Raw genomic sequence first — 17,860 nt, forward strand, 5'->3', positions numbered from 1 at the left:
GCAAGAAGTCGGAGGTGAGCACATTCGGCCATTTAACCCATTGATAATAGGTTGGATTCATGTTGTGATCGGCCACTGCCAGCGGGCGATACCCCATCGCCTGTTCGTTCACAGGTGACTTCCCAGAGAGCCCCTTGATGCCAAGTCTGTTTTCCTCGGCCCAGTTGTTGAGTCTGGTGCTGTTCGTCACGCTGTCACATGTGGGGGTCGCCACCATTTTCGCCGCCATGTGGCACACCCATCGCCAGATCAGGGCATTGATCTACTGGTCAGCGGGGGAACTGGTTATCGCGGGGGCTTTTTGCTGCCTGCTGCTGCGCCCCCTTGAGGGAAATGCCTCCCTTGCCAATATTCTCTGCACCAACCTGCTGTTGATGTCGACCACCCTGCTCTATGAACGGGGGATGCGCCACTTCTTTCGCCGTGAAGCCGACCAACTGGGCTGGCTGCTGCCCGCCGTTACCCTCGGCGGTTTCGTCCTGTTTGCCCTGACCGCCCTGCAGCAACCCCTCTTTGATGTGCACAGCCGGATCATCGTGCTCTCCGGCGTGCTCTCGCTGCAGATTGCGCTACTTATCTGGCAGCTCTGGCGCTACCAGCGGCTGGCCCCTGTCTATCGGGTGCTGCGCTTTACCATTCTGCTGCTCGGCCTGCAACTGCTGTTGCAACTGCTGCGGATCGCCAAACACCTCTGGCAGCCGGAGCTGGCGGCCAACTCCTTCACCGACCCGCTGCTCGGGCCTGTGATCCTGCTCAGCCTGCTCTTTACCATCGCCCGCAGTTATCTGCTGCTGAGCCTGGTCCACACCCGCCAACAGCAAGCCCTGCTGGCCACCCAGCGCAAGCTGGAGCGGCGCGCCAATCAGGATGAGTTGACTGGCCTGTTCAGCCGCCACTATTTCGAACGCCAGGTGGCCCTGCGTGCCCGCGATGTGAGGAGCCCCAGCCAGCTGCTGCTGATCGATCTGGACAACTTCAAACAGATCAACGACCGCCACGGCCACCCCGCCGGTGATGCCATGCTGCGGGCCGTGGGTCGGGTGATCGCCAATACCCTGCCTTCTGAGGGCATGGCCGGTCGGCTTGGCGGCGATGAGCTGGCCCTGCTGCTGATGGCGGACCCGCAGACCCTACCCGACTACTGCCACAGCCTGCAACAGCAGATCGCCGAGGCGACCCGGGAGCTGGCCGGTGGCCCAATCAGCCTCAGTATCGGCCTCACCTCGCTGCACCCTGACGAGGGATTTGAAGCGGCCTACCTGCGCGCGGATCAGGCTCTTTACGCCGCCAAACAGGCTGGGAGGCAACGGGCCTGCGTACAGGAGCTCCACCACAACGAGCCGCAACCGCTGCAGCCCTGCGCGCTCCTGTCATGAGCGCAGTGCTCGCTCTGCAGTGCCGACCGGCCAAGCTGGCAGATGCTCCGGCTTACCGGCGCTATGTCACCGAATGCGCCGAGGACGGACAGCCGCTCTATCAGGTGGCGCAATTTGACCCGGACGGCTGGCTACAGAGCCTGCTGGATCACGCCAAAGGGCGCAACTTGCCCAGTGGATACCTGCCGACCACCACCTATTTTGCCCTCGATGGCGAGGAGATCATCGCCACCCTGCGTCTTCGTCACGGTGACAATGAGGCAACCCGCCAGTGGCTGGGTCATATCGGTTACGAAACCCGCCCCTCTCGCCGTGGCGAAGGGGCCGCGACCGTGCTGCTGCGCTGGGTACAACAACAGGTGCTGACAGCGCCGGTGCTGATCAGCTGTGACCAAGACAATCTGGCCTCCCGCAAGGTCATTACGGCCGCCGGGGGCGTGTTGCTGGGGCGGCGCTTCCATCCGGGGAATTGCAACTGGCTGGAGATGTATCAGCTAGCCCCCAGCCCCAGCCCCAGCCGACCATAGCCGCAGCAGAAATAAAAAGAGCGCCCCGAAGGCGCTCTTTTTGCGGACGTGGCAAGACCGTTAGTAGCTGTCTTCCTGCTCCGCCTTCATCCGGGCCTGACGGGCATAGGCCTCCTCCTCGGCGCTCTCAATCTCCTGCAGCACCGAATCGAGATCGATGGCGGCGCGGCTCTCTTCAAAGTGGCCGGTCAGCTCGCTCTCGGGGGTGAGCTTGCCATCTTCAAACAGCGCCCACATCTCCTGGGCATAACGGGTCTTGAGCAGTTCGGGGGCATACATGCCGTAGTAGTTGCGCATGTTGTTGACGTCCCGCTCCAGCATCGCCTTGGCCTGGTTGTTGGCGGCGGCATCCACTACCTGGGGCAGGTCGATGATGACCGGGCCCTGTTCATCCACCAGCACGTTGAACTCCGAGAGATCACCGTGGATAAGACCGGCGCAAAGCATCCGCACCACATAGCGGATCACTTTGTGGTGATCGATGACCGCCTGCTCGGGGGTGAGTGCCACATCGTTGAGGCGCGGCGCGACATTGCCATCCTCATCGGTGATAAGTTCCATCAAGAGGACACCATCGAGGCAGACATAGGGCTGTGGCACCCGCACACCGGCCGCAGCCAGCTTGAACAGGGCGTCGACCTCGGTGTTCTGCCACACCTCTTCATGCTGCTTGCGGCCATACTTGGAGCCCTTCTCCATAGCGCGAGCGCTGCGGCTATTACGCACCTTGCGCCCCTCCTGATAGACCACGGCTTGCTTGAAGCTGCGCTTGGACGCCTCTTTATAAACTTTGGCGCAGCGGATCTCGTCGCCGCAGCGCACCACATAGACGTCGGCCTCTTTGCCACTCATCAACCGGCTGACGACCTCATCGACCAGGCCGTCATCAACCAGAGGTTGGATTCGATTTGGAATTTTCATGGCCGCCCTTTTACCCTATTTCCGCTCTCGAAGATAGCTCCGCGCACGCTCACCTGCCTCTCCCTTTCATAAGACACCCTGTTATCCCCTGTTTGCGCTGTTTTTGTCCACCCGTTCGCCTTAAAAACCACCAGCAGCAGACCAAATACGAAAGGCTTCTGTGCCAACAAAAATGGCCCGCAAGCGGGCCAATTTTCAAGGTTCGGGCGGCAAGCCCTGACGAATGCGCTGGATCCCCGCTTCATAAAGGCCGTCATCCCCCTCCTGATGCTCCAGGGTTTCGAAGATCTTGAGAAACCACATGTACTGCTCGGGATGGCGCGCCACCTGCATCTCTACCACCCGGTTCATGGCGTTGACGTCTGCCAGCAGATCGGCGGTGGGATAAGGGCCAAACGGCGGCTCGATCTCCAGCAGATAGCATCCCTCATCCTCGTCATAGCTGGCGAAGATGGGCACGGCCCTGGCGCCAGTCAGCTTCACCAGCTTGGGCAGCGCGGGCAGGGTTGCCTTGGGGCGACCAAAAAAGGGAACAAACACGCTCGCCTCGCGGCCGTGATCCTGATCTGGCAGGTAAAAAAAACTGGCACCGGCGCGGATCGACTTGATCGCCGGCTTGATCCCGGCGCTGCGCTCGTACACTTTGCCCCCTTTGGCACGCTCGCGGTTGATGTACCAGTCGAACACCTGATCTTTCGGGCTCTTCATCATGGTGCACATCTCGATGCCCATCATGGAGAAGTAGCGGCCAATCATGTCGACCGCCCAGGTATGAGGCACCACCAGGATCACCGGGCGGCCCGCAGCCTGCTCCGCTTGCACATGCTCCCAGCCGGTGACCTTGATGCGGCGGGTCAGCCGCGCCTTGCTGCGCCAGCTGAGCTCGCCAAAGCCCATAAAGGTCTTGAGCCCGACCCGGATCGATTTGAGCAGCAGCGCCTGCCGTGCAGCGGCATCCAGCTCGGGAAAGCAGATCTTGAGGTTGGTATCGGCGATATAGGCCTGCTTTTTCGAAAAACGCAGCAGGGTCGGTGAGACCAGATCGGCAAAGCGATCCCTCAATCTCGCAGGAGTAAATGCCAGCAGGGAAAGCAGGCCCAGCGCACACCAGCTGCCCCACCATTTGGGATGCAGCAGGCGGCTATGAAATGAGGTATCAAATACCGGATCTAACGCAGACATGGCGGCCATCAAGTCATCAAAAACAAACGGTTATTGTAGTTATCCTGACATTTTTTTCTACCCTGGGGAGGCTGGCCATCAGCCTGCAAGGCACTGATCAGACTAGTTATCATAAAAAATGGCCCACCTGGGGCCATTTCAATCAATCCAAATTCTGGGTCAGCCGTGGGGCGACAATCCCTTGCGGATCCGCTGGATCCCCGCCTCGTAAAGGCCATCCAGCCCCTCCTGATCTTCACGGGTATCGAAGATCTTGAGGAACCACATATACTGGCCCGGATGGCGCATCAGCTGCTGTTGCACCATGTCGTTCATGCGACAGGTATCGGCCATCACATCCTCGGTGGGATAGTTGTCGAACGGTGCCTCAATCTCCAGCCGGTAGCAGTGGTTCGCTTCGTCATAGCAGGCGAGCAGCGGCACCGCCTTGGCGCCACTGACCTGCACCAGACGGGGCAAGGCAGGCAGGGTCGCTTTGGGATAGCCAAAGAAGGGGGCGAAGATGCTCTTCTCGCGGCCATGATCCTGATCCGGCAGATAGAAGAAGCTGCGACCGCTCTTGATGGTCCTGATCACTGCCTTGATCCCGGCGCTGCGCTCATAGACGCGGCAACCGTTCTTGGCTCGTGCACGGTTGAGGTGCCAATCAAACACCGGATTGCGCGCCCGTTTCATCATGGTGCACATGGGCACCCCGCGCTGGGTGAAGCAGTAACCGGCGGCATCCACCGGCCAGGTATGGGGCACCACCAGGATCACCGGACGGCCGGCCGTCCGCTCCGCCTCAATATGCTCCCAACCGATCACCTGCATCCGGCTCATCAGATAACGCTGACTGCGCATGGTGAACTCGCCAAATCCCAACAGACTCTTGAGGCCGACCCGGATCGAGGTCAGTGCAATGGCATCCCGCTCTTCCGGGCTCTTATCCGGGAAGCAGATCTCCAGATTGGTTCTGGCGATATAAATCTGTTTTTTCGAGATACGAAACACCAGCGGAGCCAAGGCTTCGGCCAAACGGTCGCGCAATCGCACCGGCACAAAGGCGAGCAACATCAGCACGCCGAGCGCCAGCCAGCTGAACCAGTAGCGGGGATGCAGAAAACGGGCTTCAAAAGAGGAGTCAAATACGGGATCTTGGGACGACATGTATTGGGGTCGAGCGAAAAAGTGGTGCTGCATTGTAGTCGTCCTGACAGGTAATACCAGTTAAATCCATGGCAAATAGCCCGCCACGGGCGCCACATCAAAAAACCATAAAAAAATGCCCCGCACTGCGGGGCATTTTGCTCGTTACACAACCAGGGTGGAGGCTCTTTGTCCATCCATCGTATGACTGGTCGTTTATCCCGTCGCTCTCGGAGCGCACTGCTTATCCATTTCCCGATGTCACATCATCAAGATTTATCGGTGAGCCCCCTGGCGGGCCATGCCGTTATTCATTTCGGTATTACGCTGCGGCAGAAAAAACATCAGGTAACGCAGTGCCACATACCCGACGATCACGGTAGCCACCCCCAGCTCGAAGTGGGCCAGCAGTCTGATCTGCTCAACGTAGTGACTCCCTTGCGCAAACCCTTCAACCAGATGAGCCACTTTGAACAGAGCGGTGGCACCGATCACCAGCGGGAAGGTGAAGGCGGCATAACCCGGCGAGAAGGGCAGACGCAGCAGTTTGATGAAGGCCAGATAGATGATACCGGTCATCAGGATGGCAATCCCCAACAGCACGGCCACCAGCAGCAGTGACGGCTCCTGGCTGACGGTCAGGTAACCGGCCAGAGAGAGGCTGGCAGGAGCCGCCAGAATGGCGATGGTCGGTTTGGCGGCATCCGGCACTTCATGGCTGAAGATCAGGCGATAGAGCATCAGCGGCAGCATCAGGCCATAGCAGATGATCCCGAACCAGAGCAGACCGTTGGCCAGCGGGGCAAACTGACCGCCCGGGAAGGCGACGTCAGCCACGATGATGCCCACTGGCGGCACGAACCAGCTCGGCACCATGTGGTGGATTTCAAACTCTTTGGCGCGATGCCAGATAAAAGTGGCCAGGAACAGCAGGTGAACCGCCACGGCAAACAGCCAGAGGGCCTCACCCGCTTGCGGCGCAATCATACCGAGCGCTTTGGAGACCACCATGGTGCCCATGGCATAGGTCGGAACCACACTGCCGACTACGGGGTGAGCGAGATCCTGCAACAGCAGGCGGGGGTGAAGCAGAAACTTGAAGGTCAGGATCACCAGCAGCACGGCCGCAATGGCAGCGCCCAGCAGTTGCATCCGGCCATCGAAGTGACCGGCATTTTCCCAACACCAACCAAGGCTGGCGATGCCCAGCGCCAGACCCGCCATAGGGGTTGGGGCGGCAGCCAGTGATTTACGGGTTCTTGCGATCATGATGACACCTTTCTATTGATGACTATGGCGATAGGATAATAGCCCCTTATCGTTTACGATATCTAAATGAATTAAATCAATCATTCAGGAAAACCAAACACGATGAAACTGACCCTGCAGCAGCTGAAAGTGTTCGCCACCATTGCCCGCTATGGAAACCTTGGCCTTGCCGCCAACGAGCTCTGCCTGAGCAAGGGGGCCGTCTCCCAGTCGCTGCAGGAGCTGGAGCGCCAGCTCTCCACCCCGTTGTTTGACCGCATTCACCCCAGATTGCAGCTCAATAACGAAGGGCGCCTGCTGCAACCGGCCGCCGAAGAGCTGCTGACCCGGATGCAGGATATCGAGAACCTGTTCAGTCCCGATGCCGAACCGAGCGGCCAGCTGCGCCTTGGTGCCAGCCAGACCATCGGCAACTACCTGCTCCCTACCCTGCTCGCCAGCAGCAAACAGGAGCTGGGGCTCCCCCCCAAGGTGACCATCAACAACACTCACCTGCTCTGCCATGCGCTGGCCAACTTCGAGCTGGATATGGCACTGATCGAGGGGGAGAACCACCACCCCGACCTGCTCGCCGAACCCTGGCTGCAGGACGAGATGCTGGTGGTGGCCCCACCCGGGCACCCGCTTGCCAACAAGAAGGAGCTCTCCCTCTCCCGTCTGGGGGGCGAGACCTGGGTATTGCGTGAAGCACAATCGGGCAGCCGCGAGCAATTTATCCAGCAGATCCAGCCCGAGCTGCCCCGCTGGCAACCAGGGCTTGAACTCAACACCCTGGAGGCGGTGATGCTGGCGGTGGAGAAGGGGCTTGGCATCTCCTTTATCTCCCGGCTGGCAGCCTCGGATCGCCTGGCAGATGGGCGGCTGCTCGCCCTGCCCCTCTCCCGCCGCTTCCCTCGCCAGCTCTCCCTTATCTGGCACAAGCAGAAGTACCACTCCACCTCCCTGCGCCACTTTATCCACTTCTGCCGGGCTCAGGTAAAGGATGCCGAGGTGAGCCGCGCAGAGTAACGCGCGCTCGGAGCGCCGCTGGCACGCCCGCCCGCCAATGACGGAAAAAGCAGAGAGGGAGCCACGGCTCCCTCTCTTTGATTCGCTTCTGAGTATCACTTCGCCAGACTGCGCAACCAGCTGATCTCCTCGCCCCAGATGGACTCGTCAATGGTCTCGAGGATCAGCGGAATGCGATCGAAGCGCTCATCATTCATGATGTGGTGGAATACTGCCTCCCCCAGATTGCCCTCCCGCAAGCTGTGGTGGCGATCGACCCGGCTGCCGAAGGTACACTTGGCGCCGTTGATATGCATCCCCTTGAGATAGTGAAAACCCACCGTACGGTCGAACTCGGCAAAGACGGCAGCGCAACTCTCTGCGGTGCGCAGATCGTAACCCGCGGCAAAGGCGTGGCAGGTATCGAAACAGATCCCGACCCGGCTCTTGTCCTCCACCCCCTCGATGATGGTGGCGAGGTGCTCGAACGACCAGCCGAGGTTGGTCCCCTGCCCTGCGGTATTCTCAATCACCGCCGTCACCCCTTCACTGCGCTCCAGCGCCCAGTTGATGGACTCGCTCACCAACTTGAGGCTGGCCGCCTCAGGGATCTGCTTGAGATGGCTACCGGGGTGGAAGTTCAGATAACAGAGCCCCAGCTGCTCGCAGCGTTTCATCTCGTCAAGAAACGCATCGCGGGATTTGGCCAGACCATCGGGATCCGGGTGGCCCAGATTGATGAGGTAACTGTCGTGGGGCAGGATCTGCTCCGGCAGAAAACCGGCCTTGTCACAAGCCGCCTTGAAGGCACGGATGGTGGCATCCGACAAGGGCGCCGCCTGCCACTGACGTTGATTCTTGGTAAAGAGGGCAAACGCGTTGGCCCCGATGGCCTGGGCGCGGGCGATGGTATTCTCCACCCCACCGGCCGCACTGACGTGGGCTCCGATATATTTCATACAATCTCCTCGATACGGCAAGCCGCCATTATGCCGATCCCGCCCGGCCACGCCAAACCGGGATATCCGATAGCGGGTATCGACAAATAGCGCCGCCTATACAAGGCGCTGCGTTTCATGGCGTAATCGGCCTTCGCTGTGGCAACCTCTCCCCAGAAGGGATAGTTAGAGCCCGCCCGCGCCAGCATGGCGCCCATAAAAAAACGCAGCGTATCGCCTGAGCAATAACGCTGCGTCTTTGGGTCTCTCGGCCGTCCACCTTGCCGTGACCCGAATGGCCAGCGACAAGGGAGCAAGAATGCGCGGGGAGAGTCGCCTTAGAAGGGCATCTTGAAGCCTGGCGGCAGTTGCATGCCACCGGTCAGTTCGCCCATCTTGGCCTTGTTTTGCTCTTCCACACGACGCACGGCATCGTTGCAAGCGGCAGCAACCAGATCTTCCAGCAGCTCCTTGTCATCTTCCATCAGGGAGGGGTCGATCTCGATGCGACGGACGCTGTGGCTACCGGTCATGGTGACCTTGACCATGCCTGCACCGGCTTCACCGGTCACTTCCATCTGAGCCAGCTGCTCCTGCGCCTTCTGCATACGCTCTTGCATCTGTTGGGCCTGTTTCATCAGGTTCCCCATTCCACCTTTACCAAACATATGTCGTCTCTCGTCTTGAAATCCGGCATCCAGCGCCGGGCTGTGGGCTTGTCTGTCCTAGATGGGGACAGCCAAACTGCTTTTCAACCGGAAGCAAGCTCCCGGCCACGGAATTTAGCGGTTGAGGGGCTCGATGCTCTCGTGATGAAGCACGGCACCAAACCGCTGAACTAAAAACTGCACGTTGGGATCCTGCTCCAGATCCCGGGTCACCTGCTCGCGCACCCCGAGATAAAGGCGGTGTTCGATCTCGAGGGGAGTCTCCTTGTCAGGCACCACACCGAGCGTCACCTCGACCTGCACCGGTTGACCCAGCGCAGGCCCAATGATCTCGGCCAGATCGGCGCGCGCCTTGTCGCTCACCAGATGGCGCTGCTCGGGCTTGAGGGTTAGCAGTACCTTGTCCCCTTCCCGCGTCATCACCGAGTTGATGGCCAGCTGGCGCAGCCGCCCTCCCACCTGAGTGTGGGCGATCAACTCGGCCCAAGCATCGCCGCAACCATTGAGCAGCGAGGAGGGGATAAGGCGAGTCGCCTCTCCCTCTTGCGGCTCGCTGTCGCTCTCGAGCTCATCCCAGTCGATGGTCTCCATCACCGGCTGAACGGGCTCATCCTGAGTCACAGGGGTAGCAGCCACCGCCGTGGTGGCAACGGGTGGCTGGGTCGCTGGGGCGGGCGTCACCGCAGGCGCCGCAGCGCTGCGCTCGCCGGGTCGATAGCTCGGCTGCCCGTCGAGATCCCAAGGTGGCAGATCGGTTGGCTGGGCCGGTGCCGTGACGGGGGCATGGCTCATCACCGGAGTCTGCCCGGCAAAGCCCTGATTGAGATACTCTTCGTATTCCCCGTTGTCACCCTGCGGCTCGTAACCGTCGCCATAGAGATCCACTGGCGGCAGATCATCATAGTGCCCCATCGTCGCCATCCCCTGCCCGGTAGGTTGGCTGACCGGGGCTGACTGTTGGGTGACGACCGGTGCAGCAGCGGGCGCTACAGGTTTAGCTGGCGCAACCGGCACTGCGCGCGGTGCGGGCGCCGCCGGGGCATCCTGACCACGCTGGCGGCTGCGCAGCATGTTTCGCTTGCCAAGCAGGCTCTGCATGCTCGACACCGCTGAAACAGCTTCAGGTGCGCTAACCGGCGTTGCTGTCGGTTCGAGCGCGGGCTCGATGCTGGCAGTCAGCGACTCGCCACGGGAATGGTCCGCGTAGGCAGCGGCAGAAGCTTGTTCATCAGCATCTGCGGGCTGTGCAACCGAGTGCGCAGACACATCGGGCTGCACATGGGGTAACGCGGGCTCGGGTTGATACCCCATGCCTGCGGCTTCGCGCAGCAGCTCATCCTGCTGGCTGAACAGCTCGACGGCTTGCGCCTCCTCCTCGCTATCGGCGGGGTTGCCGATGTCATCCGTCATCGCAGGCAGGGAGACATCAACCGCGGGCACTGCACTGGTAGCAACAGGCGTGCTGGCAACAGGGCTGGCTAGCGGTGCAGGCACGGCGCCGCTGATCGGTGCCACTGCGGCCGATTCAGCGGCCGGGCGCTTTCCCGGCAAGGAGGCTACCGGAGTGGCACTGCTTGCCGCACTGCTCGTCATTGACGGGGGCAACGCAGTGAGGCTGGCCGGATGCAGGGCATCGCGCCTTGGGGAGAAGGCGAGCATCCGCAGGCAGGTCATCTCCAGCGCGGTGCGGCCATCGGGGGCCCAGGGCAGATCTTTACGGCCACCCAGCACGATCTGGTAGCAGAGCTGCACCTCTTCCGGGCTCATCGCCTTGGCCAGTTGCAGCAGGGAATCGGCATCCGCACCCTGTTCCTGCACACAGGCAGGCAGCAGCTGTGCCATGGCGATGCGATGGAGCAAACCTTCCAGCTCGGCGTGGAGCTGATCAAAATCGGGGCCCAGGGTGGCGATCTCGGTGATCTTGGCCATGGTCGCGGGGGCATCTTGCCGCAAAATGGCTTCCAGCAGCTGGTGCAGATGGCGGTGATCGAGCGTGCCCAGCATCGCCAGCACACTCTCGAGGCGCACGCTACCATTGCCGTGGGCCAGCGCCTGATCGGTCAGGCTCAGGGCATCTCGCATACTGCCGTCGGCGGCTTTGGCCAGGGCCAGCAGGGCGCGTGGTTCGAAGGGCTGCCCCTCCTGATCCAGCACCCATTCGAGCTGCTTGGCAATCTGGGTCTGATCCAGACTCTTCAGATGAAACTGCAGGCAGCGCGAGAGAATGGTAATGGGCAACTTCTGCGGATCCGTGGTGGCCAGCAGAAACTTCACATAGGGGGGCGGCTCTTCCAGGGTTTTCAGCAGCGCGTTGAAGCTGTGGCGCGACAACATGTGCACTTCATCGATGAGGTAGACCTTGAAGCGGCCACGGGCCGGGCGGTACTGCACGTTGTCGAGCAGCTCGCGGGTATCTTCCACCTTGGTTCGCGACGCCGCGTCAATCTCCAGCAGGTCGACAAAGTTGCCCTGATCGATCTCGCGGCAGGTATCGCAGACACCGCATGGGTGGCTGCTGATCCCCTGCTCGCAGTTGAGGCTCTTGGCCAGAATACGGGCGATGGTGGTCTTGCCGACCCCGCGGGTACCGCTCAGCAGATAGGCGTGATGCAGCCGTCCCTGATCCAGGGCGTTGGTCAAGGCGGTCAGCACATGTTGCTGGCCTACCACTTGTTCAAACGTATGGGGGCGCCATTTACGCGCCAGAACCTGATAGCTCATAAATCCATCATGCAGGGAAGACAGGGCATTGAGGCCGGATGCTAACACAAATGGCGGGCTGGCTGTATCGGCTATCGGTCAGAGCGGGAGGGATCGCTTGATTTTCAAACCGATGCCCGCAAGGGCATCGGTTCAATGCAGGCCCGATGCAGAGGATCAGGCCGAAGAGGCATTACTCGCCGGCCAGCTCGACCAGTGAGACCACCTTGATGCCAGCGGCAGTCAGGCGGGCATCGCCGCCCAGAGACGGCAGGGAGATGATGAAAGCCGCATCGGCAACTTCACCACCAGCACGGCGGATCAGCTTGACGGTCGCATCAACGGTACCGCCGGTCGCCAGCAGATCGTCCACGACCAGCACCTTGTCACCGGGCACGATGGCATCGGTGTGCAGTTGCAGGGTATCGGTGCCGTACTCGAGGGCATAGGACTCCTCGATCACTTCGCGCGGCAGCTTGCCCGGCTTTCGGACCGGCACGAAGCCCAGCCCCATGGCATAGGCAACCGGCGCGCCAAAGATGAAGCCGCGAGCCTCGGTGCCAACAATCTTGGTGATCCCTTGATCACGATAATGATTGGCCAGCAGATCGATGGTTGCCTTGAAGGCCTCGGCGTTCTCGATCAGGCTGGTGATGTCACGAAACAGAATGCCCGGCTTCGGATAGTCGGGAATGGTCTTGATGCTTGCTTCGATAAATTTCAGGGTTTCCGGATTCATGTGTTGACCGCTTATTTTTTTGACCCAGGGGTGGCCATTTTTTCTCAATTCCCTTCTGCGGGAAATAAAAAAGCCTGTCACGCAAAAATGACAGGCCGACTCCATAGCATTATTGCTGCAATAGCTTAGGGACTTCACTTCACCATTGCAACTGGCTCCAGCACCGGCAGGCGCATTAACCAGGTGAGCAGGATCACCATTATGACAACCAGCAGCCCCTTGACCCACAGCAGTGGCACCACCGCCAGCGACACCGAAAAGGTGAGCAAAATGAAGATAATGGCGCGCCGTCTGGCCTGACGACGAATGCCGCGATACTGCTGCCAATCCACGATGGGCGGGCCAAACCAGGGATGGGTCAGCAACCAGCGATGAAAACGGGGCGACGAGCGGGCAAACAGGGCGGCAGCCAGCAACATGAAGGGGGTAGTCGGCAAGAGCGGCAGCACAATGCCCACGATACCGGTGGCAAATGCCAGCCACCCGAGCGCCATCAGACACCAACGCTTCATTCCTTCTCCTTGCGTGATTTATCTCCCTCTAGCCTAACAGAGTTTGAGCGGGTGCTGACAGCGGGCCGCAACCCCACTACAATCTGCGCTCTTTTTTCTTGCCACTCTCGTCGGAAAGCCGTTATGCGCGTTATTTTGGCCCCCATGCAGGGGGTACTGGATCACCTGATGCGGGAGGTACTCACCTCCGTCAATGATTACGATCTCTGCGTGAGCGAGTTTATCCGGGTCGTCGATCAGCTGCTGCCCGCCAAGGTGTTCTACCGCCTCTGCCCTGAACTGCTGCAAGATGGCAAAACCCGCGCAGGCACCCCGGTGCGGGTACAACTGCTGGGGCAACACCCCGAGTGGCTGGCCGAGAACGCCCTGCGCGCCATCGAGCTGGGCTCCCCCGGCGTCGATCTCAACTTCGGCTGTCCCGCCCCTACGGTCAACAAGAGCAAGGGCGGTGCGGTGCTGCTCAAAGAGCCCGAGACCATCTACCGCATCGTCAAGGCGGTGCGCGAGGCGGTGCCTGCCCATCTGCCGGTGAGCGCCAAAATTCGCCTCGGTTACGACGACAAGGATCTCTATCTGGAGAACGCTCAGGCGGTCTTCCAGGGGGGCGCCAACGAGCTGGCCGTTCATGCCCGCACCAAGCGCGAAGGCTACAAGGCCCCCGCCCACTGGGAGTATGTGGATGCCATTCGCCGCGCCCTGCCCATCCCCGTCACCGCCAACGGCGAGATTTGGGATCACAAAGATGCCCTCGCCTGCGCCAGGGTCTCGGGTTGCGATGCCCTGATGGTCGGGCGCGGCGCCATCTCCCTGCCCAATCTGGCCAACGTGATGAAAACCGGCTGCCCGCACATGAGCTGGGCCGAGGTGCTGCAGTTGATGGTGAGCTATACCGAGCAGGATCTGGCCAGCGAAAAAGCCGACTACTACCCCAGCCGCATCAAACAGTGGTTCAGCTATCTCAAGCGGGAATATCCCGAAGCGGACCTGCTGTTTCAGGAGATCCGGGTGCTCAAAGAGACGGATCCGATCCGCGATGCCCTGCTGCAAGCAGCCAAAAGCCACAGCTAACCACGTTTAACTTGACGCATATCATCTTGATAAAGTTATCGGATCCCTATACTGCCCCGAATCTGTCGTCTGTCCTGTGGGGGATAATGTGTGTGAAATGACGCAAGCACAGTTGACTGTCTGGCGTAATCGCCTGCTGTCAGACTGGGCCCAAGTACGAGAAACGCTGATCGGTCAGCTTAAAGCCTGCCGCCGTGACGAGTGGGCCGAGCAGGTCGGTCACTGCGAGCAGGATCAACTGGTGGAACTGACCAGCCGGCTGGATCTGCCGAAGGTTGAGCAGAGCGTGGCCCGCCTCAAGCGGATCGATGCAGCACTCTGCCAGATGGATCTCGGCCTCTATGGCCTCTGCTCCGATTGTGAAGAGCCACTGTCCATCGAACAGCTGGAACAGGATCCGACCCTGCAACGCTGCCCGCGCTGTGAAACCCGCTATCGCAAGGGATTCCACGCCCACGAACTGTGAGGGATGCACATCTGTGCATCCGCTCAACCCTCAGCACTGGTTACTCCGTCGTTCCTGTCCAATACTCAACCGTATCAGCCTGTTCGAGGGTATGCGTTGTGTACAGACTCTTGTTGTTATGGTGTTTGTGTTGCCAGGCTACGGCACAGGAGTCATTGGTCGTGGGCTGGGTCGACTGGCAGCCCTTCAGTTATCGCAATGAACAGCAACAGCTCCGCGGACTGGATGTGGAGCTACTCAATGCCATCTTCCTGCGGGCCGGTTATCAGGCCAAATTCAATGAAATGCCCTGGGCTCGCGTGCTGCACGAGCTGAAATTCGGCACGGTTCAGCTGACCATGTCAGCCAATATCACCGCCGAGCGGCAGCAATATGCCCGCTTCAGCCACCCCTATCGGGAAGAGGAGACGGCCATCATCATCCGTCGGCAAGATGTCGAACGCTGGCGCGGGATCACCACCCTCGAGCAGTTGATCAACACCCCCGACTTCCATATCGGGGTGCTCAAGGGCTTTGATTACGGCAATACCTTCCGCCTGTTGATGGCAAGGCACGAGCTGCAGCCTCGCTTGCAGATGCGCCTGCGGCTGGATCAGCTGCTGAAGATGTTGCAAGGGGGACGGATCCAGGGGTTTATTCTGGATCCCCACGGACTGCAGGGGTGGCAGGGTAAGGATGAAGCGCAGGATCAGCTGCATACCCTGCTGCGTATCGAAGTCACGCCGGTTCACCTGATGCTGAGCAAAGAGAGCACTACTGAGGCGCAACTGCAGCGGATCAATCAGGCTATCGATCAATTGAAACAGAGTCCCGACTATCAGCAGATCCTCGATCGCTATCAGTTCAGATCCCTGCATTCACAGGAAAACACTCATAAGTAAGGGGAGCATCAGCTCCCCTTACTGTCTCAAGCAAACCCAATCCTGTCTCAAACAACCCTGGTTGCAACTTGCCAGGACGCTTTGGTCACCGATAACGTGATGGGTTAAGCCTGACTATCAGCGTCCCAGCACAATGTCGGCAAGGTGGGCGAAGTGGTGGATTTCGTGGGTGGCATCGCACTCGCCCGCTTGCCGCGCCGGGTTGTACCAGCAGGTTGCCAGCCCCTGCGCCGCCGCCCCGGCAATATCGGTTTTCGGATTATCCCCCACCATCAGCACCCGCGCAGGATCCGGCTGCCCCATCAGGGAGAGGGTGTGCTGGAAAATAGCTGGCGCCGGCTTGGTCACCCGAATTTCGTCGGAGATCACCAGCGGCTCGAACCACTCGCTCCAGCCCAGTTTGCCGAGCCGCCCCCGCTGGGGCACGCTGAAACCATTGGTGATGATCCCCATCCGCACCTTGCTGCGCAGCTGCTGCAGGGTCTCGACCACCCCTTCGAGAGGCATGCTAAGGGCAATGATCTGCTCCAGAAAGGTGTTGTTCATCGCCATGGGATCGGCGGCAACCTGCTGGGCAAAGAGGGAGAAGCGGGTCTGCTGCAACGCCGTTGCATCGATCTCGCCGTCGTTGTACTGCTGCCAGAGCCCGTGGTTGAGGGCGTGGTACTGCGCCATGCTGGCGTCATCAGCCTGTACGCCATAGATCTGCAAGGTGTGCGTCAGCGCGGAGGCGACCGGAAAATCGAGCAGGGTTTCATCCAAATCGAACAGCACCCAGTCATAGCTTGGTTGTTTCACAGAACTCCTTGTTATCATTCAGATTGTTCAGAGGCTTGGCGACCAACTCTGCCAAGCGGGCTGGCCAGCAGATCCAGCGTGAGACGCACGCCGAAGCCGGTCACTTCGCTGGAGACCACCCCATTGCCCCCCTTGTTGCGAAAACCGCTCAGGTCGAAGTGCAGCCAGGGGGTCTGCTCGGGCACGAAGTGGGCGAGGAAACGGGCCGCATCAATGTGATCCGGCGAACTGCCCGGCGCACATTGCAACAGATCCGCCCACTCGCTTTCGATGTTGTCGTCGTAATCGTCATCAAGCGGGAAGGGCCAGACTCGTTCACCGCTGCGCTGACCCAGATTGACCAGCGATGTCATCCATTCGCTGCGATTGGTAAAGACGCCGCTGTAGCGGCTACCCAGCGCCCGTTTGCAGGCCCCGGTCAGGGTCGCGTAATCGAGCAGCAGATCCGGGGTATCCTGCACCGCCATCGCCAGGGTATCGGCCAGTACCATTCGCCCTTCGGCATCGGTATCGACCACCTCGATGGAGGTGCCATTGATGGCAGTCACCACCTCGCCGGGGCGATAGGCGTGAGGGCCGATATGGTTCTCGGCAATGGCCAGCCAGCAGTGTACCTCATAGGGTAGCTGAGCTCGGCTGATAGCGTAGAGGGCCCCCAGCGCCACCGCGCTGCCCCCCATGTCCAGATGCATGCCATACATGCTGCCAGAGACCTTGAGGTTGTAACCGCCAGAGTCGTGGCAGATCCCCTTGCCCACCAACGCAATGCGACGCACCGGTTTGGGTGGATAGTAGCTGAGCTTGACCATAGCCCCCTGATTGTCTTCCGAGCCACGAGCAACGGCCAGAAACGCCCCCGCCCCCAGCTCGGCCAGCTGCGCCTGATCATAGTGATGGCACTGCCACCCCTCATCTTGCGCCAGCTTGCTGACAAACTCGCGATAGCTGGCGGCCGTCAGCTCGGAGGCAGGCAATACCGCCAGATGGCGAGCCAGCCCGTTGCCCCCCGCTTCGCTGTAGAGGCGCGCCAAGTCCAGCACCACCGCGGGTGAAACCTTGATCTGCTGATAGCTCCAGCTGCTTTCACTGCGGCGCTTGCTGGTGGGCAACGAAATATTGGCGGCAAGCAGGGCTGACAACATCACTTCGGCCAGCATCACTCGCTCGGAGGGAGAAAAACCTTCCAGATGCAGCCCAAGCCGCTCCACATTGAGCCCAGAAAGAGGAGCAATCCAGCCTCGGATCTGTTTATAGAGGCGGTGATCCCGCGTCACGCTGCCGGCCACAAACATCACCTGCAACAGGGTATTGCCGTGCATCAGGGTAAAGGGCGCTTTTTTCCCCAGCGCAAGCTGGGTCTGGAGACCTGCAAGAGCGGGCAGCGAAAGCAAGGACTCCTTCTGCTCTTCGGCGATCAGCAGCAGTTGCAACGGCAGCCCTTGGGCAAGGGCTTCGGCCAGCGTGGCATCCCGGCTTTCAATAGCAGGAGGAAGATAGGTGAAGGGAGTGATCACAGGCGCGTGCCTCATCCATGAAGAGATACCTGATGATACCCAACAAATGGTTGATACGACCAGTTTTGGTCTTGAAAAAGCGTCAAAAATAGCAGCAATCACCAGATGGTGACGAGCATCAAGAAGGATTGTTCAATAACTGGCAATGCAGGAAGGGAACGTACAGAAAGTTGGTTGCGGGGGCCG

Annotated in this window: 17 protein-coding genes; 6 read left to right on the forward strand and 11 right to left on the reverse strand. The window is 60.2% G+C overall.

Annotated features, from left to right (window positions below; translation table 11 throughout):
- Nucleotides 1-137 precede the first annotated feature (137 nt).
- Nucleotides 138-1,376: a GGDEF domain-containing protein gene (locus BN1139_RS16340; RefSeq protein WP_005352365.1), complete on the forward strand. Its 1,239-nt coding sequence runs from the start codon at nucleotides 138-140 to the stop codon at nucleotides 1,374-1,376.
- Nucleotides 1,373-1,903, forward strand: coding sequence for a GNAT family N-acetyltransferase (locus tag BN1139_RS16345; RefSeq protein ID WP_005352369.1), 531 nt, complete (start codon nucleotides 1,373-1,375; stop codon nucleotides 1,901-1,903). The genes BN1139_RS16340 and BN1139_RS16345 overlap by 4 nt, the downstream gene beginning before the upstream one ends.
- Nucleotides 1,904-1,963: 60 nt before the next feature.
- Here BN1139_RS16345 and BN1139_RS16350 read toward each other — a convergent pair whose 3' ends face one another.
- The 4 genes from BN1139_RS16350 to BN1139_RS16365 form a co-directional block, all read right to left on the reverse strand.
- On the reverse strand, nucleotides 1,964-2,824 hold the full coding sequence (locus BN1139_RS16350) for a PA4780 family RIO1-like protein kinase (protein ID WP_005352386.1): 861 nt from the start codon (nucleotides 2,822-2,824) through the stop codon (nucleotides 1,964-1,966).
- Between the two features lie 195 nt (nucleotides 2,825-3,019).
- The gene (locus tag BN1139_RS16355; protein ID WP_005352387.1) at nucleotides 3,020-4,015 is read right to left on the reverse strand and encodes an LpxL/LpxP family acyltransferase; all 996 of its coding nucleotides are present in this window, start codon (nucleotides 4,013-4,015) and stop codon (nucleotides 3,020-3,022) included.
- Between the two features lie 150 nt (nucleotides 4,016-4,165).
- Entirely contained in the window at nucleotides 4,166-5,155 is a 990-nt protein-coding gene (gene lpxM, locus BN1139_RS16360) for a lauroyl-Kdo(2)-lipid IV(A) myristoyltransferase (RefSeq protein WP_041202778.1), read from the reverse strand.
- A gap of 255 nt (nucleotides 5,156-5,410) precedes the next feature.
- Nucleotides 5,411-6,403 carry a TDT family transporter gene (locus BN1139_RS16365; RefSeq protein WP_005352390.1) on the reverse strand — a complete coding sequence of 331 codons (993 nt, stop codon included), beginning with the start codon at nucleotides 6,401-6,403 and terminating at the stop codon, nucleotides 5,411-5,413.
- A gap of 102 nt (nucleotides 6,404-6,505) precedes the next feature.
- Between BN1139_RS16365 and BN1139_RS16370 the strand changes: the two genes are divergently transcribed.
- Nucleotides 6,506-7,411: a LysR substrate-binding domain-containing protein gene (locus tag BN1139_RS16370; RefSeq protein ID WP_005352392.1), complete on the forward strand. Its 906-nt coding sequence runs from the start codon at nucleotides 6,506-6,508 to the stop codon at nucleotides 7,409-7,411.
- Nucleotides 7,412-7,506: 95 nt separating this feature from the next.
- Here the strand turns inward: BN1139_RS16370 and nfo are convergent, their stop codons facing one another.
- The 5 genes from nfo to BN1139_RS16400 form a co-directional block, all read right to left on the reverse strand.
- Nucleotides 7,507-8,349 (reverse strand): deoxyribonuclease IV, encoded by an 843-nt coding sequence (gene nfo, locus BN1139_RS16375; protein WP_005352396.1) that lies wholly within the window; start codon nucleotides 8,347-8,349, stop codon nucleotides 7,507-7,509.
- A 317-nt stretch (nucleotides 8,350-8,666) separates the two neighbouring features.
- Entirely contained in the window at nucleotides 8,667-8,996 is a 330-nt protein-coding gene (locus BN1139_RS16385; RefSeq protein WP_005333445.1) for a YbaB/EbfC family nucleoid-associated protein, read from the reverse strand.
- A 114-nt stretch (nucleotides 8,997-9,110) separates the two neighbouring features.
- Nucleotides 9,111-11,717, reverse strand: coding sequence for a DNA polymerase III subunit gamma/tau (dnaX, locus tag BN1139_RS16390; RefSeq protein ID WP_041915405.1), 2,607 nt, complete (start codon nucleotides 11,715-11,717; stop codon nucleotides 9,111-9,113).
- A gap of 172 nt (nucleotides 11,718-11,889) precedes the next feature.
- Nucleotides 11,890-12,435, reverse strand: coding sequence for an adenine phosphoribosyltransferase (gene apt, locus BN1139_RS16395; RefSeq protein ID WP_005352403.1), 546 nt, complete (start codon nucleotides 12,433-12,435; stop codon nucleotides 11,890-11,892).
- A gap of 134 nt (nucleotides 12,436-12,569) precedes the next feature.
- On the reverse strand, nucleotides 12,570-12,947 hold the full coding sequence (locus BN1139_RS16400; RefSeq protein WP_005352406.1) for a YbaN family protein: 378 nt from the start codon (nucleotides 12,945-12,947) through the stop codon (nucleotides 12,570-12,572).
- A gap of 123 nt (nucleotides 12,948-13,070) precedes the next feature.
- Between BN1139_RS16400 and dusC the strand changes: the two genes are divergently transcribed.
- From dusC to BN1139_RS16415, 3 genes are all read left to right on the forward strand, one after another.
- Nucleotides 13,071-14,015 (forward strand): tRNA dihydrouridine(16) synthase DusC, encoded by a 945-nt coding sequence (gene dusC / locus BN1139_RS16405; RefSeq protein ID WP_005352409.1) that lies wholly within the window; start codon nucleotides 13,071-13,073, stop codon nucleotides 14,013-14,015.
- 97 nt (nucleotides 14,016-14,112) lie between these two features.
- A complete protein-coding gene (locus tag BN1139_RS16410) occupies nucleotides 14,113-14,481 on the forward strand; it encodes a TraR/DksA family transcriptional regulator (RefSeq protein ID WP_005333451.1) in 369 nt (122 codons plus the stop codon).
- Between the two features lie 161 nt (nucleotides 14,482-14,642).
- Complete coding sequence (locus tag BN1139_RS16415; protein ID WP_005352416.1) at nucleotides 14,643-15,362, forward strand: substrate-binding periplasmic protein; 720 nt, start codon at nucleotides 14,643-14,645, stop codon at nucleotides 15,360-15,362.
- Nucleotides 15,363-15,479: 117 nt separating this feature from the next.
- On the opposite strand, the gene yjjG is transcribed toward BN1139_RS16415, so the two are convergent.
- Both yjjG and BN1139_RS16425 read right to left on the reverse strand, forming a co-directional pair.
- Entirely contained in the window at nucleotides 15,480-16,160 is a 681-nt protein-coding gene (gene yjjG, locus BN1139_RS16420) for a pyrimidine 5'-nucleotidase (protein ID WP_005333455.1), read from the reverse strand.
- A 14-nt stretch (nucleotides 16,161-16,174) separates the two neighbouring features.
- Nucleotides 16,175-17,674: a M17 family metallopeptidase gene (locus tag BN1139_RS16425; RefSeq protein ID WP_005352427.1), complete on the reverse strand. Its 1,500-nt coding sequence runs from the start codon at nucleotides 17,672-17,674 to the stop codon at nucleotides 16,175-16,177.
- Nucleotides 17,675-17,860: the final 186 nt, after the last annotated feature.

This window comes from Aeromonas veronii bv. veronii (assembly GCF_000820225.1).
GTDB lineage: Bacteria > Pseudomonadota > Gammaproteobacteria > Enterobacterales > Aeromonadaceae > Aeromonas > Aeromonas veronii.